Genomic DNA, 21,722 nt, shown 5'->3' with positions numbered 1-21,722 from the left:
CCCGCTTGGAGCCGGCCGGCGGCCGGCACTACGATCTGTTGTTCCTACCTGAGATCTTTCGATGCCCGGCCCGTCGTTTACCGCTTATCTGTATCCCGTGTTGCTGCTGCTGGGCAGCAACATCTTCATGACCTTTGCCTGGTACGGGCACCTCAAGTACAAGAGCGCGCCGTTGATGATGGTGATCCTGGTCAGCTGGGGCATCGCCTTCTTCGAGTACTGCCTGCAGGTGCCGGGCAACCGGCTGGGCAGCGCGGTCTACTCGGCCCCGCAGTTGAAGGGCATGCAGGAAGTGATCACGCTGGTGGTGTTCGCGGTGTTCTCCGCGTTCTACCTGGACCAGCCGTTGAAGTGGAACCACTACGCGGCGTTCGGGCTGATCGTGGTGGCAGCGTTCCTGATGTTCAAGGAATGACGGCCGGCGCCTTTTCCACCCACTGCTTGAACACGGCGTCGATCTGCGCGTCGTTCACCTGCTTGCCGTCCTGCAGGTCCTGGGCCTGGGTGAACAGCGGGATGATCATCGCCATGCCGTCCAGCTTGGTCTTCAGGTGCACGCCCGGGGCCTGGCCGAGGAAGCCGTTCCAGCGCGCGCGGACCTTGGCCCAGTAGTCGGCGGTGGCAGTCCAGTAGTCGTAGGCCGGTTTGAAGTCCACGTCGGTGGTGCGGTTGTAGTCGTTGAAGCCGAACTCGCGGGCGATCTCCTGCTGGCTGCCGTCGGCGCCGCGCAGGATCTTGGTGTTGAACTGCTCGTGGGTCCAGCCGTTGGGCGTGAGCGTGTGGCGATTGACCACGGCCAGCGCGTTGTAGTCGCTGCGGCGGGTGTACTCGCGGCGCGGCAGCGGTCGCCAGCTGAGGTCGCTGGTCCAGGTCGCCACGTTGTTGCTGTAGTCCCAGCGGCCGGTACCGCAATAGCGCGGGGCATCGCTCACTTCGTACACGCACTGGGTCCAGGCGCCCGCGTTCACCGCCGGGTCGATCGTGCGCACGTGCCAGGTCTGGTCGGCGCTGAACTCGAAACGGTTCGGTGCTTCATACACCCAGTCCTGCCGCCAGTGCTTGGTCACATGGCCGCTCTTGCCGTCCACCAGCAGGTGCTGCAGCACGATCCGCTTCGGGCTGTCTTCGACCACGATCACCACTTCGTTGCCACCGCTGCGCACGGCCGGCGCGCGCTCGTAACCGGGCTTGAGCAGCACGGTTTCGTCGAACGCGAAGTCGACGATGTACTCGCCCTTCATCGCCAGGATGCTGGCGTGGTCGCGCTGCAGGTCGGAGGGCTGGGCGTGGGCGATGCCGCTGGCGGCAAGCAGCAACCACGCGCTGGCTGTCTGGAATTTCATCTACGAAGTCTCGTCAGGAATGTCGAATGGAAGAAAGGTGAAGCAGCGGTACCACGTTGGAATCATCGACCCACAGCTCGCCGTCGGCACCCTCGACGCGCGCGATGCGGCGCGCGGCGGTGGCGCCCAGCGCCGACAGCGAGGCCACGCTGGCGGCCAGGCCCGGCGCGTCGCCGGCGTGCAGGCGCAGCGCGCACATCCGCCACGGTTCGCCGCCCAGCCGGGTGGCCAGGCGCCGCCACAGGCGCTCGGCAACGCCGCCGTCATTGGCCGGTTCCGGCCGTGCCGGGAACGCCGACACCAGCCGGTCCCAGGCCAGGAAATCGCTGTCGGGCAGCAGGTACAGCCGCCAGCAGCAGCGACCGCGGGCATCGGCGAAGCACAGGCTTTCGCGGATGCCTTCGCTGTCCATGCCCTGGCAGGCGTGCGCGGAAACGGCGTGTTTCCAGCCGCCCAGCTCGCTGCTCTCGGGGCGGTACAGGCACAGCACCGTGCCCAGTGCCGCCAGCTGTTCCGGGGAAGGCAGCTGGCCAGGGCGCAGGTACCGGTCGGGGGTTCGCAGTGCGGAAAGGGCTCGGCTCATGAGGGGCTACCAGCTGACGGCGAGGCTGGCCGACACGTTCCGGCCAGGGTTGGTGTAGCGGTCGGTCACCGTGCTGTTGGTGGCCAGCGTAGAGGTGATCGAGGAGTAGTCGATGTACTTGCGGTCGCCGAGGTTGAACACGCCGACGTTGATCTTGGCGCCCGGGGCGAAGTCCCAGTGCGCCATCAGGTCGAGCACCCCATAGCCGGCCGGGCGGAATGCGGTGGGGGTGGGCATGCGGTCCTTGCGCTGGGCGAAGCTGCCGGCCAGCTCAACGCCCCAGCTGTCGCGGTCATAGGCCACGCCCAGCATGCCGCGCAGTGGATCGATCGAGGCCAGCGGCACGTCGGCGGTCTTGTCGGTCCCGCGCGACCAGGCCACGGCGCCATTCAACGACCAGCCGGCCATGGCCGCGCTGAGCTCACCGAAGTCGACGCCTGCCTTGAGCTCGGCACCGTAGATCTCCGCGTCGGCGATGTTCTGCGACTGGAACACGATCAGGCCCTGCGCGTTGACGCCGACCTGGCGCTGCGACTCGATGAAGTCCTTGTAGTCGTTGTAGTAGCCGCTCAGGCTCACGTACGCGGCCGGGCTCAGGAAGCGAAGGCCCAGTTCCAGCCCGTCGCTGGTTTCCGGCTTCAGGTCCGGGTTCGGAATGGCGGTATACCCGAACATGACGTTGGTGAAGCCCAGGTTGACGTCGTTGTACGGCGGCGAGCGGAAGCCATGCGAGTAGCCGGCAAACAGCGACCAGTCGTCGGCAAAGCGCCAGACCATGCCGAGCTTCGGCGACACGCTGGTCTTGGTCAGGTCAGACACGGCCATGCCGGAGTTGTCGGCGGCGAAGATCGGGTCCACGTCCGGGCGCAGTTCGTAGTGGTCCACGCGCACGCCGGGCACCAGCGAGAAGCGGCCATCGGCGAAGCGCATTTCGTCCTGCACGTACAGGCCCAGCTCGGTGGTCTTGCTGATCGGGAAATCGCGGACCGGGAACGCATCGGGCAGGATCGTGGTGCTGACCTGGCCGTTGGCCAGCACCTGGTAGCCGTCGCGCTTCTGGCGGGTTTCGGTCCAGGTGCCGTCGAAGCCGTAGGTCAGCGCATGCTCCACGCTGCCGGTTTCGAGCGCCTTGTGGAAGGCAGCCTGCAGGCCGTACACGCGCTGGTCGAAGTTGAACTCGCGGTGGCGGGTGCTGCGGTTGGCGCGCGCCTCGTCGGTGCGCTGGGTGGTCTCGCTGTCCTGCCGGTACAGCTGCCAGGACAGGCTGTCGGCGAAGGCGGCGCCCACGTTGTCCATCTCGTGGGCGAACGACACCCGTGCCCGGGTCTGGTGGTCGCGCGCCTGCATGCCGGTGGTGGTGGTGCGGTCGATCGCCGACAGCACGTCGGTGTCCACGCTGTCCTCGTTGCCTTCCACGGTCAGGCGGAAGCGCTGGTCGTCGCTGGGCGCGTACACCAGCTTGCTGAGCACGCTGCGGCCGTCACGGTCCTGCGGATTGGCCGCGGTACGAGTGCGGTCCTTGCTGCGCACCTCGCCCATGCTTTCGGTTTCCTGGCCCTGGCGATGGTTGACGTTGACCATGCCGCTCCAGCGCTCGCCACCGAACGCGGCGGTAGCGCTGCCGAGCAGGCCGTTCCACTCGCCGTCGTAGCCGAACTTCAGGCCGACATAGCTGTGCTTGTCGTCCTTGAGGTAGTCGGCCGGGTCCTTGGTGACGAAGGCCACCACCCCGCCAAGCGCGTCCGAACCGTACAGCGCGCTGGCCGGTCCGCGCACGATCTCGACCCGCTTGAGCGTTTCCAGATCGGTGAAGTTGCGGTTGGCGTCGGAGAAGCTGCCGATGCTGAAGGCCTTGGGCATGGCGATGCCGTCGGTCTGGATCAGCACGCGGTTGCCGTCCAGGCCGCGGATGCGGAAGCCGCCCAGGCCGAAGCGGGCCGGGCTGCTGGTCACCGAGATGCCCGGCTCGTAGCGCACCAGGTCCTTGATGTCGCGCACCAGGTGGTTGTCCAGCTGCTCGCGGTCGATCACGTCCACCGTGGCGGCGACGTCGCTGAGCGCGCGTTCGGTGCGGGTGGCGGTGACCTGCACGCGGTCGAAGTCGCGCGCGGCGGCGTCGGCATCGGGGCTGGCGGGAGCGGCGGCATGCGCGGCGAAAGGCAGCGCAAGCCAGACAGCAAGACTCAGGGCGGTCGGACGGTTCATGTAGGTTGGCAGGGTCGGCTGGGCACGGTTGGAGACCCCCGGCCGGCGCCGCGATCCGAAGATCGCCGGCGACCTGCCGAGGGGGAGAGAGCGGTGCAGGACGGCGGGCCAGGGGGCGTCGCGCGGCCGCGCGCACGCACCCCGTGGGGGAGGCGGGCCGTTATTTGGTGAGGATCAGCTTGTCGTTGCTGGTGTGGCGCAGGCGATAGAAGCGGTCGCCATGCTGGATCAGGATTTCCCGGCGACCCTTGAGCAGGGCCTCGCTGTCGATCACTTCTTCGGCCGGGACCGCGCGGACCGGGCGGTCGCGCAGGGTCAGGGTTTCGGGGCGCAGCAGTACAGCGGCTTGAGTGTTCATTGTCTGGACTCGTGCGAGGGACAAGTCAAATGATAATGATTCTCAGTTGACAATCAACAACCATTCTCGTTTTGATTGAAGATATTTATGATCGATTTCGCGTTTTCGATAGATGCAGCCTATCGGTAGAGCCACGCCCTGCGTGGCTGCACCGTGTCACCAGGCGCCGCGTCAGCCACGCAGGGCGTGGCTCTACCGGAAGGTGGCCTCTACCTTGGCCCAGTCTGCTTCCGACACCTGCTCCAGCAGGTCCAGCGCGCCCAGGTTCTGCTCCAGCTGGCTGACCCGGCTGGCGCCGAGGATCACGCTGGAGACGTTCGGATTGCGCAGGCACCAGGCAATCGCCAGCTGCGCCGGGGCGTGGCCCATCTCACTGGCCAGCGCGGTGTAGGCGCGCACCCTGTCCAGCCGCTGCTCGGCCGCATCGCCCAGCACCAGGTCCTTCAGCCAGCCCATCTGACCTTGGCCCAGCCGGGAGTCCGGATCGAAACCGCTGTTGTACTTGCCACTGAGCAGGCCCGAGGCGAGCGGCGAGAAGATCGTGGTGCCCAGGCCCGGGTCGGCATACAGCGGCGCGTACTCGCGCTCGACCCGTTCGCGGTGCAGCAGGTTGTACTGCGGCTGCTCCATGGTCGGCAGGTGCAGGGTGTGGGCGCGGGCGAAGTCCACCGCCTCCTGGATCTGCGCGGCCGACCATTCCGACGTGCCCCAGTACAGCACCTTGCCCTGCTGGATCAGCGTGTCCATCGCCCGCACCGTCTCGCCGATCGGCGTCTCCAGGTCAGGCCGGTGGCAGTAATACAGGTCCAGGTAGTCCACCCGCAGCCGCTTGAGCGCGGCATGGCAGGCATCGGTCACGTGCTTGCGCGACAGCCCGTGCTGGGTCGGCCGCGGGTCGTCGACCGCGCCGAAGAACACCTTGCTGGACACGCAGAACCCGTCGCGCGGCAGGCGCAGGTCGGCGATCACATCGCCCATCACCTGCTCGGCGCGGCCGCGCGCATAGCCCTCGGCATTGTCGAAGAAGTTGATCCCGTGGTCCCAGGCGCAGGCGACCAGGTTGCGGGCCTCGTCACGGCCGATCTGGTCGCCGAAGGTGACCCAGGCCCCGAACGAAAGGGCCGACAGCTTCAGGCCGGACGAGCCCAGGCGGCGGTAATGCATGTGATTCTCCTGCGGAAAAGGGAAAACTGAACGCGTTGTGCTGCGCCGGAACGCCGCTCGGACGCGGCCGGACAGTGTAGCCGGGGCAGCCGCCCCCCTTGCCGTTGCTTGCCCGATCGCGGCCAATCGCCTCCCACACACCGCTTTTCCTTGCCCCGCCCCTGCCGCTGCTCTAGGCTTCCCGTTTTTCGCGGCGCCCCAGGGGGAGTCTCATGGTCGAAGGTTTGGGCAGGATTGGCTTCGGCCTCTTTGGGTTGGCAGTGCTGATCGGCATTGCCTGGTTGTTCTCGAACAACAAGCGCGCCGTCGACTGGCGCCTGGTGCTGACCGGCATCGTGCTGCAGGTCGCGTTCGCCGCCATCGTGCTGCTCGCACCGGGTGGCCGCGACGTGTTCGACGCGCTGGGCAAGGGCTTCGTCAAGATCCTGAGCTTCGTCAACGAAGGCTCCGGCTTCATCTTCGGCAGCCTGATGGACACCAGCAGGTTCGGCTTCATCTTCGCCTTCCAGGTGCTGCCGACCATCATCTTCTTCTCCGCGCTGATGGGGGTCATGTACCACCTCAACGTGATGCAGCAGATCGTCAAGGCCATGGCCTGGGCGATCACCAAGGTGATGCGCGTGTCCGGCGCCGAAACCACCAGCGTCTGCGCCAGCGTGTTCATCGGCCAGACCGAAGCCCCGCTGACCGTGCGCCCGTACATCGCGAAGATGACCCAGTCCGAACTGATCACCATGATGATCGGCGGCATGGCCCACATCGCCGGCGGCGTGCTCGCCGCCTACGTCGGCATGCTCGGCGGCAGCGACCCAGTGCAGCAGGCCTTCTACGCCAAGCACCTGCTGGCCGCCAGCATCATGGCCGCCCCGGCCACCCTGGTCGTGGCCAAGCTGCTGGTGCCCGAGACCGGCACCCCGCTGACCCGTGGCACGGTCAAGATGGAAGTCGAAAAGACCTCCAGCAACATCATCGACGCCGCCGCCGCCGGTGCCGGCGACGGCCTCAAGCTGGCCCTGAACATCGGCGCCATGCTGCTGGCCTTCATCGCCCTGATCGCCCTGCTCAACGCCCCGCTGACCTGGTTCGGCGAAGTCACCGGCCTGCAGGCCATGCTCGGCCGCCCGACCGACCTTTCCACCATCTTCGGCTACCTGCTCGCCCCGATCGCCTGGGTGATCGGCACCCCGTGGGCCGACGCCACCACCGTCGGCTCGCTGATCGGCCAGAAGGTCGTCATCAACGAATTCGTCGCCTATTCCAAGCTCTCGGAAATCGTCAACGGCCAGGTCCCCGGCGTGTCGCTCTCGGCCGAAGGCCGCCTGATCGCCACCTACGCCCTGTGCGGCTTCGCCAATTTCAGCTCGATCGCCATCCAGATCGGTGGTATTGGTGGTCTGGCCCCGGAACGCCGCCACGACCTGGCCAAGTTCGGCCTGCGCGCCGTGCTCGGCGGTACCATCGCCACCTTCATGACGGCCACCATCGCCGGCGTGCTGACGCATTTCAGCTGATATCCGCTTTAGAGAAACAAACTTTATGAGTAGCAGTGTCGTCGTTGTCGGTTCCTTCAACGTGGATCATGTCTGGCGTTGCGAGTCGCTCCCGGCCCCGGGCGCGACCATTGCCGGCCGCTACAGCACCGGCCCCGGCGGCAAGGGCTTCAACCAGGCCGTGGCCGCCCGTCGCGCCGGCGCCCCGACCACCTTCCTGTGCGCCCTCGGCGATGACGCCGGCGGCGCCATGGCCCGTGGCCTGGCCGACCAGGACGGCTTCGCCCTCAGCGCCGAAGCCAGCACCGAGCCCACCGGCACCGGCGGCATCTACGTCGATGCCCGCGGCCGCAACACCATCGTGATCGGCCCCGGCGCCAACGCCGCCCTCAGCACCGCCTACATCGAACAGCAGCGCAGCCTGCTCGGCGGCGCCAAGGTCGTCCTGGCCCAGCTCGAGTCCCCGGTCGAAACCATCGAAGCGGCCTTGGCCATCGCCCGCGACGCCGGCGTCACCACCGTCCTCAACGCCGCCCCCGCCGACGCCCCCTCCAGCATCGGCCTGCTCAAGCTCGCCGACATCCTCACCCCCAACGAAACCGAGTTCGCCGCCCTGCTCGGCCGCCACGTCGGCGAGCGCATCGACGCCGACGACGTCGCCGCCCTCGACGGCGCCAGCCTGCACGCCCTGTGCCGCAAGCTGGTCGGCAACGGCACCGTCGTCGTCACCCTCGGCGCCGTCGGCGTGTTCGTCTCCCACGCCGAAGAAACCCTGCGCGGCGACACCCAGCCCTACTACCGCGTAGGCGCCGAACAGGTCCAGGTCGCCGACACCACCGGCGCCGGCGACGCCTTCAACGGCGCCCTGGTCGCCTCCCTGGCCCAGGACCCCGACGCAGCATTCGCCCGCCACGTCCGCTTCGCGAACCAGTTCGCCGGCAAGTCCACCGAAAAGGAAGGCGCAGCAGTAGCCATGCCGCACTTCACCCCGGCGGACGTGTAAAAAAGACGAGTGAACCCGAACAAGAAAGAAGACCGGCCAACGCCGGTCTTTTTTTTTGCTTTTGACCTGGCCCTCCCCACCGTCACCCATACGGTATCGAGGGTAGGTCGGTATGGGTTTGTGGGGGAATGAGCCGCATGGATGCGGCGACTTAGCCCCCATGGAAGGGTTCACGGCGTCCCCCACAAACCCATACCGACCTGCCCAGCCAGGCGACCCCGCAGAGCCGACGCTTTGGCTCTGGCTTTACGCGCAGGTGAACCAACCACAATCCAACAGCACTGGGGACGACGGAACCAACCGTCAAGCATCTGCTGATGCCGGTACGGCATCAGGGCCTTCCGGATCGGCCTGAACAGGGCCGGGGATGCTTGGTTGCCGGCCGGCGGCCGGCACTACAATGCCGCCATGCAGATCGGTCCCTACAAGATCCAGCCCAATGTCGTGCTCGCCCCCATGGCCGGCGTCACCGACAAACCGTTCCGCCTGCTGTGCAAACAGCTCGGCGCCGGCCTCGCTGCGTCTGAAATGACCATCTCCGACCCCAGGTTCTGGAACACCCGCAAGTCCCTGCACCGCATGGACCACGCCGGCGAACCCGACCCCATCAGCGTCCAGATCGCCGGCACCGAACCCCAGCAGCTCGCCGACGCCGCCCGCTACAACGTCGACCACGGCGCCCAGATCATCGACATCAACATGGGCTGCCCCGCCAAGAAGGTCTGCAACGCCTGGGCCGGCTCCGCCCTCATGCGCGACGAAGACCTCGTCGCCCGCATCCTCAGCGCCGTCGTCGGCGCCGTCGACGTTCCCGTCACCCTCAAGATCCGCACCGGCTGGGACTGCGACCACCGCAACGGCCCCCGCATCGCCCATATCGCCGAAGACAGCGGCATCGCCGCCCTCGCCGTGCACGGCCGCACCCGCGACCAGCACTACACCGGCAGCGCCGAATACGAAACCATCGCCGCCATCAAGGCCGCCCTGCGCATTCCCGTCATCGCCAACGGCGATATCGACTCCCCGCAGAAAGCCGCCCATGTCCTCGCCCAGACCGGCGTCGACGCCGTCATGATCGGCCGCGCCGCCCAGGGCCGCCCCTGGATTTTCCGCGAAGTCGCCCACTACCTCGCCACCGGCACCCTGCTCCCACCGCCGACCATCGAAGAAGTCCGCGACATCCTCCTCGGCCACCTGCATGCCCTGCACGCCTTCTACGGCGAGCCCCAGGGCGTCCGCATCGCCCGCAAGCACCTCGGCTGGTACGCCAAGGACCGCCCCGAGAATGCCGCCTTCCGCGCCATCGTCAACCGCGCCGAAGACCCCGCCGGCCAGATCGCCCTCACCACCGACTACTTCAACGCCCTCGCCGCCGGCGACCCCCTGTCGTCCGCCGCCTGATCGATGTGACTGCCATGACCCCGATTGCCGCCCCCACCTACCTCCACGGCTTCTCCAACACCGAACAGCACCGCCTCGTCACCCAGGCCCGCCTGCTCGAATCCACCATCTTCAACAGCATCGACTACAGCGGCGCCCAGCGCCTGCTTGAAGTCGGCAGCGGCGTCGGCGCCCAGACCGAAATCCTCCTGCGCCGCTTCCCCGACCTGCACGTCACCGGCATCGACCTCAGCGACGCCCAGCTTGCCACCGCCCGCCAGAACCTCGAAAAGACCCCCTGGTGCAGCGAACGCTACAGCCTCCTCCAGGGCGACGCCGGCAACCTCCCGTTCGGCGCCCGCGAATTCGACTCCGCCTTCCTCTGCTGGGTGCTCGAACACGTCCCCTCCCCCGCCCGCGTGCTCAGCGAAGTGCGCCGCGTGCTCGTGCCCGGCTCCCCCGTGTACGTCACCGAAGTCATGAACGCCTCGTTCCTGCTCGACCCGTACTCCCCGCACATCTGGCGCTACTGGATGGCCTTCAACGACTTCCAGTACGACCACGGCGGCGACCCCTTCGTCGGCGCCAAGCTCGGCAACCTGCTGCTCGCCGGCGGCTTCCGCGACGTGCATACCGAGATCAAGACCATCCACCTCGACAACCGCGAACCGGCCCGGCGCAAGACCATGATCGCCTTCTGGGAACAGCTGCTGTTGTCGGCTGCCGACCCGCTGCTCGAAGCCGGCCTGGTCGACCAGGAAACCGTCGACGGCATGCGCCGCGAGTTCTCGCTGGTGCAGAACGATCCGAACGCCGTGTTCTTTTTCTCGTTCGTGCAGGCGCGCGCCACGGTGTATTGAGGGCAGAGGGGCAGAGCCCCGCTCTACGGCCGGGCAGAGCCCGGCGCTTCGGCAGGATTATCGGTTTGTGGGGGCGTTTGCCAGATGCGTTCCCACAGGGTTCCGAAGCGGCGCTTCGCGCGAGCCCTGCCCTGTTCGCCTTCGTAGGCCGGGCGCAGCTGCTCCGGCACGATCGCCACCCAGCGTTCGCCCTCCGCACGCGCCACCGCGAACGTGAACGTGTAATCCGGTTCCAGCCCCATGCGCAGATCGCTCAGCTGCAGCCGGTCGTCCACCACCTGCGCGCGCATGAAGCCCCGGTTGAACCAGTTCAGGCGTGCCACCGCCGGGATGTGCACCGCCTGGCGCAGCGCCTGCACGTTCGACGGATAGCCGCGGAACGTCATCGGGCCCTCGTCGGCGACGACCGAGCGCTCGCCGATCACGTAGCCGCCCGGCGTCATTGCCACCACCTGCCACAGCAGCGTATTGAACGGCGTCGCCACCGAAAAGCGCGGCGCATCGCCCAGCCCCATCGCCGCCAGCGCACGGTCCGCCTCGCGCTCCACCTGCTGCTTGGCCAGCAGCGACCAGCCCAGGTACCCCGTGCTCAGCACCAGCCCCGCCAGCAGCGCCTTCTGCGCCAGCGGCCGGCTGCGCGCGAACCACGCCACGACGCAGCCCACCAGCAGCCACACCGTGTACAGCGGATCGATGATGAACACACTCGACCACATCGTCGGCGGCGGCGTGAACGGCCACCACAGCTGCGTGCCATACACGGTGAACGCGTCCAGCAGCGGGTGGGTGATCAAGGCCAGCAGGATCGCCCAGAACCAGCGCGCCGGTGCCTGCGCCACCCGGCCGTGGCCGTAGCGTTTGAACAGCCACCAGATCAGCGCCGCCACCCAGGGCAGCACCAGCAGCGAATGGCTGTAGCTGCGGTGTTCGGTCATCAGCGCCACCGGGTCGGCGGCGGTGAAGGCCAGCAGCAGCGCGTCGAGGTCCGGCAGCGTGCCGAGCGCCGCACCGGCCAACAGGGCGGCGCGGCGATGGCCGGCAGGGGCGATGGCGGCGGCGACCGCGCCGCCGAGAACGATCTGGCTCAGGGAATCCATCGGCCGATGGTACGGGAGCGGCGGGGTTTAGGGGCGCGGCCGGCACCGCGTGGGACACGCACGGCGTGTCGCTACGTTGCGAGCCATGCATCGTGGGTTCCGGCGGCCGCGTAGCGACACGCCATGCGTGTCCCGCAGTCACCCCGCAACGCGCCTCGACCCCACCAGCTGCACCAACGTCTGCCCCTCATGATCCATCAACCGCAGCCCCCCATCCGCGTCCTCCGCCAGCGCCGTCAGGCTTTCCACCCAATCCCCGTCGTTGGCGTAGACCAGACCGTCCCGCTCGACCAGCGCCGCGCGGTGGATATGCCCGCACACGATCCCGTCCAGCCCACGCTGGCGCACATCCGCCAGGCCCGCCTGCACGAACCGCTCGATGTACGCCTCGGCCGCGCTGCTGCGCTTCTTCAGGAACGCCGACAGCGACCAGTAGCGCAGTCCCAGCCGGCCCCGCGCCGCATTGAGCAGCCGGTTGCCGGTGAGGATCCGGTAGTACAGCCAGTCGCCGAAGCGCTCCTGCAGCCCGCCGAAATGGGTCGCCCCGTCGTAGTCGTCGCCGTGCACCACCAGCAGCCTTCGCCCGTCTGCGGTGGTGTGGATCGCCCGGCGCCGCACCCGCATCGCCGGCAGCATCAGCCCGCACAGCTGGCGCAGCGAAGCGTCGTGGTTGCCCGGGATGTACACGATCTCGGTTCCCGCCCGGCGCAGCGCGTGCAGCGCCTCGATCACCGCGCTGTGCGCCGCCCCCCAGCTGGCACGGCGCTGCGCCAGCCACCACAGGTCGACGATGTCGCCCACCAGGTACAGGCGCTGGCAGCGCAGCCGGGACAGGAACCGGGCCAGTTCGGCCGCGTGGCAGTGCCGCGCCCCCAGATGCACGTCGGACAGGAAAATGGTCCGTCGCCAGGGAAAGGGGGCGTCTTCCGCGGGCGGCGCTCCTACTGAACGGCCTGCGGCGGCGGGCGGATCGACGGCGGGGCCATCCTCCCACCAGGCGGCCTCACGCAACTGCAGACGCGGCTCGAGATCGTGCATGGCACTTGCTCCGGGGCGGCTGAATGGCCCGCAGCCTGCGCCCGGCATGCGGCAACCTCGTGACCGTCCGGCGGCAGGCGGATGACGGCGCCCCGCCAGAAGCCGGCCCGACGGGCCGCCTGGCTGTCACGCTGGTGGAACACTGGGCCCCGACGCTGGGGGCCAATCGCGCTGCACCGGCCCCTGCCGGTGGGCACGCCGGCTTAACCACGGGCAACCCCCGCTGGGCCACAATGCAATGGCGCGACTTGCCGTGTATCATTCGCGCCCATCTTTCCATCCGAATCAAAGGATATTACGCCTGATGTCCAGCTACCTGTTCACCTCCGAATCGGTCTCCGAAGGCCATCCGGACAAGATTGCCGACCAGATTTCCGATGCGGTGCTGGACGCGATCCTTGCCCAGGACCAGCGCGCCCGCGTGGCCTGCGAAACCATGGTCAAGACCGGCGTGGCGATCGTGGCCGGTGAAATCACCACCTCCGCCTGGATCGACCTGGAAGCGGTCACCCGCAAGGTGATCCTGGACATCGGCTATGACAGCTCCGACGTCGGCTTCGACGGCGCCACCTGCGGCGTGCTGAACCTGATCGGCAAGCAGTCGCCGCACATCGCCCAGGGCGTGGACCGCAAGAAGCCCGAAGAAATGGGCGCTGGCGACCAGGGCCTGATGTTCGGCTACGCCACCAACGAGACCGACAGCTACATGCCGGCCGCGATCCACCTGTCGCACCGCCTGGTCGAGCAGCAGGCCAAGATCCGCAAGAAGCGCAACTCGGCGCTGTCGTGGCTGCGCCCGGACGCCAAGAGCCAGGTCACCCTGCGCTATGAAAACGGCGAAGTGGCCGCCATCGACGCGGTGGTGCTGTCGACCCAGCACGCCCCGGGGATCAAGCAGAAGGACCTGATCGAGGCCGTCCGCGAAGAGATCATCAAGCCGGTGCTGCCGGCCAAGTGGCTGCACAAGGGCACCAAGTTCCACATCAACCCGACCGGCAAGTTCGAGATCGGCGGCCCGGTGGGCGACTGCGGCCTGACCGGCCGCAAGATCATCGTCGACACCTACGGCGGCTGGGCCCGTCACGGTGGTGGCGCGTTCTCGGGCAAGGATCCGTCCAAGGTCGACCGTTCGGCTGCCTACGCGGCGCGTTACGTGGCCAAGAACGTCGTGGCCGCCGGCCTGGCCGACCGTTGCGAAGTGCAGGTTTCCTACGCCATCGGCGTGGCCGAGCCGACCTCGATTTCGGTCACCACCTTCGGCACCGGCAAGATCAGCGATGACAAGATCGAGAAGCTGATCCGCAAGCACTTCGACCTGCGCCCGTACGGCATCATCAAGATGCTGGACCTGATCCACCCGATGTACCAGCAGACCGCAGCCTACGGTCACTTCGGCCGCAAGCCGAAGGACTTCAGCTACCTCAACGCTGCCGGTGACACGGTCAACGCCACGGCCTTCTCCTGGGAGAAGACCGACCGCGCCGCCGCCCTGCGTACGGATGCGAAGCTGAAATAAGACGAAGGGCCGCGAAAGCGGCCCTTCTCTTTAGAACCCATGGCTGACGAAATCAAATCCCACCAGCTCACCATGACCGTGCTGATGGCACCGGAAATGGCCAACTTCTCCGGCAAGGTCCATGGCGGCGCGATCCTGCGCCTGCTCGACCAGGTCGCCTACGCCTGCGCCAGCCGCTATGCCGGCCGCTACGTGGTCACCCTCTCGGTGGACCAGGTGACCTTCCGCGAACCGATCGCGGTGGGTGAGCTGGTCACCTTCCTGGCCTCCGTGAAATACACAGGCACCTCGTCCATGGAAGTAGGGGTCAAGGTGGTGGCCGAGGACATCCTCAAGGGCAGCGTGCGCCACGCCAACAGCTGCTTCTTCACCATGGTCGCGGTCGACGACGACGGCCGGCCGACCCCGGTACCGCCGCTGGAGCTGGAGAGCAGCAACCAGCGCAGGCGTCATGCGGCGGCATTGCTGCGCCGGCAGCTGCGCGCGGAGATGGAGCAGCGCCAGCGGGAGCTGCTGGCATCAAACCCGCCGACAGCCGAGTAGTGCCGGCCGCTGGCCGACTCTTCCGGATGCTGCCGGCAGGTGCGTGGAGCCGGCCAGCGGCCGGCACTACCGGGTGTTGCCCACGGCCAGGATCAGCCTGTGTTCTGTACGCCCTGCGAGACGCCGTTGACGCAGGCCACCAGCGCGCGCAGCACTTCGTCGTCTTCCCCGCCACTCTCGCGCCAGCGGCGCAGCAGGTCGACCTGCAGCACGCTGATCGGGTCGATGTAGGGATTGCGCAGGCGGATCGACAACGCCAGCCGCTGGTCGTGCTGCAGCAGGGCGTCCTGCCCGGTGATGGCCAGGATCAGGCGGCCGGTCAACGCCAGCTCGCGCTGGATCTGCGGGAAGAACGTGTCATGCAGCGGCCCCGCCAACTGCGAGAACTGCTCGGCAATGGTGATGTCGCCCTTGGACAGCACCATCGCGATGTCGTCCAGGAAGGTGCTGAAGAACGGCCAGTCGCGCGCCATCTCCTGCAGGGTCGCTTCGTGGCCCGCATCGATCGCCGCCTGCAACCCGCTGCCCACCCCGTACCAGCCCGGAATCACCGCGCGCGCCTGGCTCCAGGCGAACACCCACGGAATCGCGCGCAGGTTGCCCAGCGCCGCGTCCTGGCCCAGCCGCCGTGACGGGCGCGAGCCCAGCGTCATCCGCTCGATCACGTCGATCGGCGTGGCACGGCGGAAGTACTGCATGAAGTCCGGCTGGCCCACGAATGCGCGATAGGCCTCGGCGCTCTTTTCCGCGACCCGATCCATCACCGGCCGCCACTGCGCTTCGCGCGGCTCGGGCGCGCGCGGACGCAGGCTGGAACGCAGCACCGCACCGGTGGACTGCTCCAGCGAACGCAACGCCAGCGCGCGGATGCCGTACTTGCGGTGGATCACCTCGCCCTGCTCGGTGACCCGCAGGCGGCCGTCGATGCTGCCGCGCGGCGAGGCGTCCACCGCGTCGGTGGTCTTGCCGCCGCCGCGGCTGATCGAGCCGCCCCGGCCATGGAAGAAGGTCAGGCGGATGCCGCTCTCGGCGGCCACCTCCAGCAGCTCCACCTGCGCGCGCTGCAGGCCCCAGCGCGACGCAGCGATGCCGCCGTCCTTGCCGCTGTCGGAGTACCCCAGCATCACCATCTGCACGTCATCGCGCGCGCTGAGGTGCGCGCGGTAGACCGGATCGGCCAGCAGGTCGCGCAGGGTGTCGGTGCCGCGCTGCAGGTCGTCCACGGTTTCGAACAGCGGCGCGATGTCCAGCGGCACCGCGCCGCTGTCGTCGACCAGTCCACCGCGCCGCGCCAGCGCCAGCACCGCCAGCACGTCGCTGCGGTCGTGCGCCATGGAGATGATGTAACTGCCCAGTGCATCCGCACCGTGGCGTCGGCGCGCATCGGCCAGTGCGGCGAACACCGCGTCCAACCGCTGGCCGCCCTCTTCCGTGCTCGGCGGCAGCGCCTGCTCGCCACTGGCGAACGGCGCCAGACGTCGCGCACGGGCCACAGCATCGGCGGCGTCCCACGCGTCCTGTCCGTCGAGCACGCTGGCCAGCGCGCGGCCATGCACGCTCGACTCCTGGCGCACATCCAGCCGCGCCAGGTGGAAGCCGAAGGTGCGCACCCGCCACAGCAGGCGGCGCACAGCGAAGCCACCGGCGTGGTCGCCCTTGTTGGCGTGCAGGCTGTCGAGGATCAGGGTGATGTCGTCTTCCAGTTCCTGCGGCGAGGCATAGGCACCTTCGGCATCGTCCAGCGTGGCCTGCACGCGCGCACGCATGCGGTCGTTGAGCAGGCGGTACGGCATGTCGGCGTGGCGCGGGCGCGACACCACCTTCGGCAGCAGCTGCTGGTAGTGCGCGACCCTGGCCTGCAGCGCGTCGCTGACCGCGATCCGCTCGGTGGACTGGCTGAGCAGGCTGGCCAGTTGCAGCAGGTCCTTCTGGTACCGGCCGAGCACGGCCTGGCGCTGCGCATCGAGCGTGTTGCGGATGGTGCCGGCGTCCACGTTCGGGTTGCCGTCCATGTCGCCGCCCACCCAGGTGCCGAATCGCAGCAGGCGTGGCAGCGGTACGCTCTCGCCATAGGTATCGAGCAGCGCCTGCTGCAGCGATTCGTACAGCACCGGGATCACCCGGTACAGCACCTGCACCAGGTAGAAGCCGACGTGTTCGCGTTCGTCATCGACGGTCGGCCGCACCGGCGAGGAATCCGTGGTCTGCCATGACGCGGTGAGCGCCATGCGGAAGCGCGCCGCATCGGCGGCGGCTTCGCCGGGGGTGCGCTGGCCGTCGAGGTTGTCGACCAGGCTGGCCACCATCAGCTGTTCTTTTTCCAGCAGCGCGCGGCGCACCGCTTCGGTCGGGTGCGCGGTGAATACCGGTTCGATGTCGATCCGCGGCAGCCACTGCGCCAGTTCCTCCAGGCTCACGCCCTGCGCCTTGAGCTGCTGCAGCGCGTCCTGCAGGCCATCCGGCTGCGGTGCAGCGGTGCCGGCGCGCTGGTAGTCGCGACGCCGGCGGATGCGATGCACGCGCTCGGCGATGTTGACCACCTGGAAGTAGGTACTGAACGCACGCACCATCGATTCGGCGCGTTCCGGCGAAAGCCCGGCCAATGCCTCGTTGAGGTCGGAGAGCGGCGCGTCGCTTTCGCGGCGCGCGATCGCGCGGGTGCGCACCTGTTCCACATCATCGAAGAACTGCGTGGACACCTGCTCGGCAAGCAGGTCGCCGACCAGAGCACCTAGACGGCGCACATCGTCACGCAGGGGAATGTCGGGGGTGGCAAAGACGATGCTGCTGCGGTACTCGTTCATCTGCGACGCACTGGCCTCGGGAACGGAATCGCATCAAGCGTAACCCAGATTGCGCGGCGATCCGTGCCGCGCAAATGGTTTCAATTGCATGTGTTGGTGGGGGATTGCCACGCAGGGCGTGGCACTACCGGGGTGTTGGCTTTCCAATCGTCTGCTCCAGCCAGCGCTCGCTCTCGGCCAGCATCGTCATCAACGACTCGCGCGCGCGGTAGTGGTGCGACTCGTTCGGCAGCATCACCAGCCGCGAAGTGCCGCCCAGTCCCTTCACTGCCGCGAACATGCGCTCGCTCTGCATCGGGAAGGTGCCGGAGTTGTTGTCGTCCTCGCCGTGGATGAAGAGGATCGGGTCCTTGATCCTGTCGGCGAAATTGAACGGCGACATCTTCAGGTACACGTCCTGGGCCTGCCAGAAGTTGCGCTCCTCGGCCTGGAAGCCGAACGGGGTGAGCGTGCGGTTGTAGGCGCCGCTGCGCGCGATGCCGGCCTTGAACAGGCGGGTGTGCGCGAGCAGGTTGGCGGTCATGAACGCGCCGTAGGAATGTCCGCCGATCGCGATGTGGTCGCGGTCGGTCACGCCACGCCGCACCACCTCGTCCACCGCCGCTTCGGCGTTGGCGACCAGCTGCGGCAGGTAGGTGTCGTTGGGTTCCTTGTCGCCTTCGCCGATGATCGGCATCGAGGGGCTGACCAGCACCGCGTAGCCCTTGGCCAGGAATGCCTGCGGACCCCAGTAGCTGATCGCGTTGAAGCGGTACGGCGAATCGGTCACCTGGCTGGCCGCCGCAGCGGTCTTGAACTCGCCCGGGTAGGCCCACATCAGCATCGGCAACGGGCCGTCCTTCTTCGCGGTGTAGCCCGGCGGCAGCATCAGCGTAGCGGTCAGGTCGACCCCGTCGTTGCGCTTGTAGCGGATCTGCTCCTTGCTCACCCCGCGCAGCTGCGGCAGCGGGTGCTCAAAACGGGTCAGCGCGCGCGGCGCCGCGCCGGTATCGGCCAGCGACTGTACGAAGTAATTCGGCGGCACGTCCGGCGACTCACGGGTCAGCAACAGCGAGGTGCCTTCCTGGTCGAGCAGCGCCTGCGGCAGCGCGTAGTCCGGCGCCTGTGAATGGAACAGGCGGGTGGCCTGGCGGCTTTCCAGGTCGAAGCGGTCGACGAACGGGCGGTCGCCCTCCGGCGAAGCGCCCAGGCCCAGCAGGAAGATGCTGCGCCCATCGCTGCTGGTCTGCAGCCGCGCACGACCGTTCACGTCGCGCACCAGCGCCGGGCGCCCCGGGTCGTTGTAGCGGTCCTGCGAGGAGCGCTCGGACAGCAGCTGCGGCGCCTGGTCGAGCTGGTCCGGCGCGATCCGCCACTGCTTGACCACGCGCGACTTCCACCACGACTCGTTGAGCAGGGCGAGGTCGCCACGGCCCCACTGGATGCCGGCATAGCGGCTGCCAAGCTGGGCCAGGGTCACCGGCGGTGCCTCGAACGGCGCCGCCTGCATCAGCACTGCGTCGCGTACCTTGGCCTCGCGGTTGGGGTCGCCGCCGTCCTGGGCCTCGGCCCAGACCAGGGTGGCCTCGGCATCCGCGCGCCAGCTCACGTTGCGCACGCCGGTCGGCACCGCGTCATTGCCGGTCGGCAGGCCTTCCACCAGCGGCAGGTTGGCCACGGTGTGTTCGAGCTTGCCGTCAGCCGCGTTCCACACTTCGATGCGGCGCGCGAAATCATCGGCCGGCACCAGGTAGGAGTAAGGACGCTGCACGCGTTCGGCCAGCACGTGGCGACCGTCCGGCGACACATCCAGGTCGAGGTAGACGCCGGCGCTGGACAACGGCGTGGTCGTTCCGTTGAGCGCGACGCGCACCGGCTGCGAGGTGGCGTAATGGTCGAACAGGCGCGCGTCGGCTTCGTTGCTCAACAGATCCTGGTAGGTGCGGATCGCGCGTACGCCGGCGTCGGCCTGGGTCTGCTGGATCGCCGGGCCGGTCGGAATGCCACCGGCCACCGGTGCCGGGCCCTGGCCCTTGGGCTGCAGGGTGGCCAGTAGGCCGCGGCTGTCCGGCAGCCAGGCGTAGCCGTCGCCGAATACGGTGTTGAGGTCGCCGAGCAGGCGCCGCGCGCTGCCACTGGCCACGTCGACGATCCACAGCTCATTGGTACCGCTGGCGGCATGCACCTGGTTGAACGCCAGGTACTGCTGGTCCGGCGACCAGGCCAGCGAAGCGATCGACAACGGCTGCGGCAGCCCGGTGATCTGGCGTTCCTTGCCATCGGCGATCGTCATCAACCACAGCTTGTCGACGAAGCTGAAACGGCTGGCCGAATGGGTGGCCGGATTGATGCGCACGCCGGCCAGTTTCAGTTCCGGCTGGGCGACGGTTTCGATCGACGGCAGCGGCGGACTCTGCAGCATCGCGGCAAGGTCGCGGCGCGGCGACAGGCTCAGGCTCGGCGCGCGCGGCGCATCGACCACCGCCTGCAGCGCCGCCGAGGGCAGCTGGTAGCCCTGCCCGACCTTGGCGGCGACCGCCGCCTGCGGCGCGGTTGCCCTGGTCGCCGGCGCGGCCAGCGCCAGCGGTGCGACCGCCAGCAGGGCCATGCCCACGATGAGTCGTGCGCTGCGGTGTGTGCGTGTCATGTTCGAGCCCCATCCTGTGCAAACCTTGGACCTTAACAGCGGGGCGCGGTTTACCCCCCTGCCGATGGTTGGGTCGGGGCGCCGATTCATGCCCGGGCGGTGCGCCGCGATATACTGGGCATTCCCCTCCACCGAGGGGCGCTGCGACCGCTGCCGGACCCGATCCGCACGGCCAGGCTCGGTGGCAGGGCTGGTTCCAACGGCGCCCGGCGAAGACGATTCATCGTCACATACCGGAGCTTCCATGAACGCTGTTGCCAAGACCTTCTCCACCGAAGGCGATTACAAGATTGCCGATATCTCGCTGGCCGACTGGGGCCGCAAGGAACTGGATATCGCCGAGCACGAAATGCCGGGCCTGATGTCGATCCGCCGCAAGCACGCCGCCACCCTGCCGCTGAAGGGCGTGCGCGTGACCGGTTCGCTGCACATGACCATCCAGACCGCGGTGCTGATCGAAACCCTAAAGGACATCGGCGCCGACGTGCGCTGGGCCTCGTGCAACATCTTCTCGACCCAGGACCACGCCGCCGCGGCCATCGCCAAGTCCGGCACCCCGGTGTTCGCCTGGAAGGGCGAGACCCTGGAGGAATACTGGGACTGCACGCTGGACGCGCTGACCTTCACCCTGCCCGACGGCACCCTGACCGGTCCGGAGCTGGTGGTCGACGACGGCGGCGACGTCACCCTGCTGATCCACAAGGGCTATGAGCTCGAGAACGGCAGCACCTGGGTCGACGAAAAGGCGTCCTCGCACGAAGAACAGGTCATCAAGAACCTGCTCAAGCGCGTGGCCAAGGAGCGCCCGGGCTACTGGGGCCGCGTGGTCAAGGACTGGAAGGGCGTTTCCGAGGAAACCACCACCGGCGTGCACCGCCTGTACCAGCTGGCCCAGGCCGGCACCCTGCTGATCCCGGCGATCAACGTCAACGACTCGGTCACCAAGAGCAAGTTCGACAACCTGTATGGCTGCCGCGAGTCGCTGGCCGACGGCCTGAAGCGCGCGATGGACGTGATGCTGGCCGGCAAGGTTGCCGTGGTCTGCGGCTACGGCGACGTGGGCAAGGGCTGCGCCGCCTCGCTGCGTGCCTACGGCGCGCGCGTGGTGGTCACCGAGATCGACCCGATCTGCGCCCTGCAGGCGGCGATGGAAGGCTTCGAGGTCAACACCATCGAGTCGACCCTGGGCCGTGCCGACCTGTACGTCACCACCACCGGCAACAAGGACATCATCCGCATCGAACACCTGAGCGCGATGAAGGACCAGGCCATCGTGTGCAACATCGGCCACTTCGACAACGAGATCCAGGTCGATGCGCTGGTCGGTTTCCCGGGCGTGCAGCACATCAACATCAAGCCGCAGGTGGACAAGTACGTCTTCCCGAACGGCAACGCGATCTTCCTGCTGGCTGAAGGCCGCCTGGTGAACCTGGGCTGCGCCACCGGCCACCCGAGCTTCGTGATGTCCAACTCGTTCGCCAACCAGACCCTGGCCCAGATCGACCTGTGGGCGAACAAGGACAGCTACGAGAAGAAGGTCTACCTGCTGCCGAAGAAGCTGGACGAGGAAGTGGCGCGCCTGCACCTGGAGAAGATCGGCGTGAAGCTGACCACCCTGACCCAGGACCAGGCCGACTACATCGGCGTGCCGGTGGAAGGTCCGTTCAAGCCGGAGCATTACCGCTACTGATGGGGGTGCCGGGCAGCGCCCG

17 protein-coding genes and 1 riboswitch are annotated in these 21,722 nt (G+C 67.9%); of the genes, 8 read left to right on the top strand and 9 right to left on the bottom strand.

Annotation, left to right across the window (positions count from 1 at the left end; translation table 11 throughout):
- The first annotated feature begins 61 nt into the window (after positions 1-61).
- Positions 62-415 carry a DMT family protein gene (locus C2U58_RS14105; protein ID WP_070208963.1) on the top strand — a complete coding sequence of 118 codons (354 nt, stop codon included), beginning with the start codon at positions 62-64 and terminating at the stop codon, positions 413-415.
- On the opposite strand, the gene C2U58_RS14100 is transcribed toward C2U58_RS14105, so the two are convergent.
- The 5 genes from C2U58_RS14100 to C2U58_RS14080 all read right to left on the bottom strand — a co-directional run bounded on the left by C2U58_RS14100 (position 405) and on the right by C2U58_RS14080 (position 5,653).
- Positions 405-1,343 carry a DUF6607 family protein gene (locus tag C2U58_RS14100; RefSeq protein ID WP_102946412.1) on the bottom strand — a complete coding sequence of 313 codons (939 nt, stop codon included), beginning with the start codon at positions 1,341-1,343 and terminating at the stop codon, positions 405-407. The genes C2U58_RS14105 and C2U58_RS14100 overlap by 11 nt on opposite strands.
- 13 nt (positions 1,344-1,356) lie before the next feature.
- The gene (locus C2U58_RS14095) at positions 1,357-1,926 is read right to left on the bottom strand and encodes a Hemin transport protein (RefSeq protein WP_102946411.1); all 570 of its coding nucleotides are present in this window, start codon (positions 1,924-1,926) and stop codon (positions 1,357-1,359) included.
- A gap of 6 nt (positions 1,927-1,932) precedes the next feature.
- Positions 1,933-4,131: a TonB-dependent hemoglobin/transferrin/lactoferrin family receptor gene (locus C2U58_RS14090; protein WP_102946410.1), complete on the bottom strand. Its 2,199-nt coding sequence runs from the start codon at positions 4,129-4,131 to the stop codon at positions 1,933-1,935.
- A gap of 160 nt (positions 4,132-4,291) precedes the next feature.
- Positions 4,292-4,489: a hemin uptake protein HemP gene (locus C2U58_RS14085; protein WP_068849295.1), complete on the bottom strand. Its 198-nt coding sequence runs from the start codon at positions 4,487-4,489 to the stop codon at positions 4,292-4,294.
- A 192-nt stretch (positions 4,490-4,681) separates the two neighbouring features.
- On the bottom strand, positions 4,682-5,653 hold the full coding sequence (locus tag C2U58_RS14080; protein ID WP_102946409.1) for an aldo/keto reductase: 972 nt from the start codon (positions 5,651-5,653) through the stop codon (positions 4,682-4,684).
- A gap of 212 nt (positions 5,654-5,865) precedes the next feature.
- Between C2U58_RS14080 and C2U58_RS14075 the strand changes: the two genes are divergently transcribed.
- From C2U58_RS14075 to C2U58_RS14060, 4 genes are all read left to right on the top strand, one after another.
- Positions 5,866-7,164 carry a nucleoside transporter C-terminal domain-containing protein gene (locus C2U58_RS14075; protein ID WP_102946408.1) on the top strand — a complete coding sequence of 433 codons (1,299 nt, stop codon included), beginning with the start codon at positions 5,866-5,868 and terminating at the stop codon, positions 7,162-7,164.
- 25 nt (positions 7,165-7,189) lie between these two features.
- The gene (locus C2U58_RS14070; RefSeq protein WP_102946407.1) at positions 7,190-8,146 is read left to right on the top strand and encodes a ribokinase; all 957 of its coding nucleotides are present in this window, start codon (positions 7,190-7,192) and stop codon (positions 8,144-8,146) included.
- 408 nt (positions 8,147-8,554) lie between these two features.
- A complete protein-coding gene (dusB, locus tag C2U58_RS14065; protein ID WP_102946484.1) occupies positions 8,555-9,547 on the top strand; it encodes a tRNA dihydrouridine synthase DusB in 993 nt (330 codons plus the stop codon).
- Positions 9,548-9,561: 14 nt separating this feature from the next.
- Complete coding sequence (locus C2U58_RS14060) at positions 9,562-10,386, top strand: methyltransferase domain-containing protein (RefSeq protein WP_070208729.1); 825 nt, start codon at positions 9,562-9,564, stop codon at positions 10,384-10,386.
- A 23-nt stretch (positions 10,387-10,409) separates the two neighbouring features.
- Here C2U58_RS14060 and C2U58_RS14055 read toward each other — a convergent pair whose 3' ends face one another.
- A complete protein-coding gene (locus C2U58_RS14055; RefSeq protein ID WP_102946406.1) occupies positions 10,410-11,483 on the bottom strand; it encodes a metal-dependent hydrolase in 1,074 nt (357 codons plus the stop codon).
- A gap of 138 nt (positions 11,484-11,621) precedes the next feature.
- Complete coding sequence (locus C2U58_RS14050) at positions 11,622-12,521, bottom strand: UDP-2,3-diacylglucosamine diphosphatase (RefSeq protein WP_102946405.1); 900 nt, start codon at positions 12,519-12,521, stop codon at positions 11,622-11,624.
- A gap of 304 nt (positions 12,522-12,825) precedes the next feature.
- Here C2U58_RS14050 and metK point away from each other — a divergent pair, with 304 nt between their 5' ends.
- Together metK and C2U58_RS14040 are read left to right on the top strand one after the other, a co-directional pair.
- A complete protein-coding gene (metK, locus tag C2U58_RS14045) occupies positions 12,826-14,037 on the top strand; it encodes a methionine adenosyltransferase (protein WP_102946404.1) in 1,212 nt (403 codons plus the stop codon).
- A 39-nt stretch (positions 14,038-14,076) separates the two neighbouring features.
- A complete protein-coding gene (locus tag C2U58_RS14040; RefSeq protein ID WP_102946403.1) occupies positions 14,077-14,580 on the top strand; it encodes an acyl-CoA thioesterase in 504 nt (167 codons plus the stop codon).
- A gap of 92 nt (positions 14,581-14,672) precedes the next feature.
- On the opposite strand, the gene ppc is transcribed toward C2U58_RS14040, so the two are convergent.
- A complete protein-coding gene (ppc, locus tag C2U58_RS14035) occupies positions 14,673-17,384 on the bottom strand; it encodes a phosphoenolpyruvate carboxylase (RefSeq protein WP_102946402.1) in 2,712 nt (903 codons plus the stop codon).
- A 124-nt stretch (positions 17,385-17,508) separates the two neighbouring features.
- The gene (locus tag C2U58_RS14030; protein ID WP_102946401.1) at positions 17,509-20,010 is read right to left on the bottom strand and encodes a prolyl oligopeptidase family serine peptidase; all 2,502 of its coding nucleotides are present in this window, start codon (positions 20,008-20,010) and stop codon (positions 17,509-17,511) included.
- A gap of 127 nt (positions 20,011-20,137) precedes the next feature.
- Positions 20,138-20,225: riboswitch (S-adenosyl-L-homocysteine riboswitch) on the top strand.
- A gap of 29 nt (positions 20,226-20,254) precedes the next feature.
- On the opposite strand from C2U58_RS14030, the gene ahcY reads away from it, so the two are divergent.
- Complete coding sequence (gene ahcY, locus C2U58_RS14025; RefSeq protein WP_070208734.1) at positions 20,255-21,700, top strand: adenosylhomocysteinase; 1,446 nt, start codon at positions 20,255-20,257, stop codon at positions 21,698-21,700.
- Positions 21,701-21,722: the final 22 nt, after the last annotated feature.

Origin of the sequence: Stenotrophomonas sp. VV52, assembly GCF_002893095.1 — a bacterium.
Lineage (GTDB): Bacteria > Pseudomonadota > Gammaproteobacteria > Xanthomonadales > Xanthomonadaceae > Stenotrophomonas > Stenotrophomonas aracearum.
This window is presented reverse-complemented; position numbering and strand designations above follow the sequence as displayed.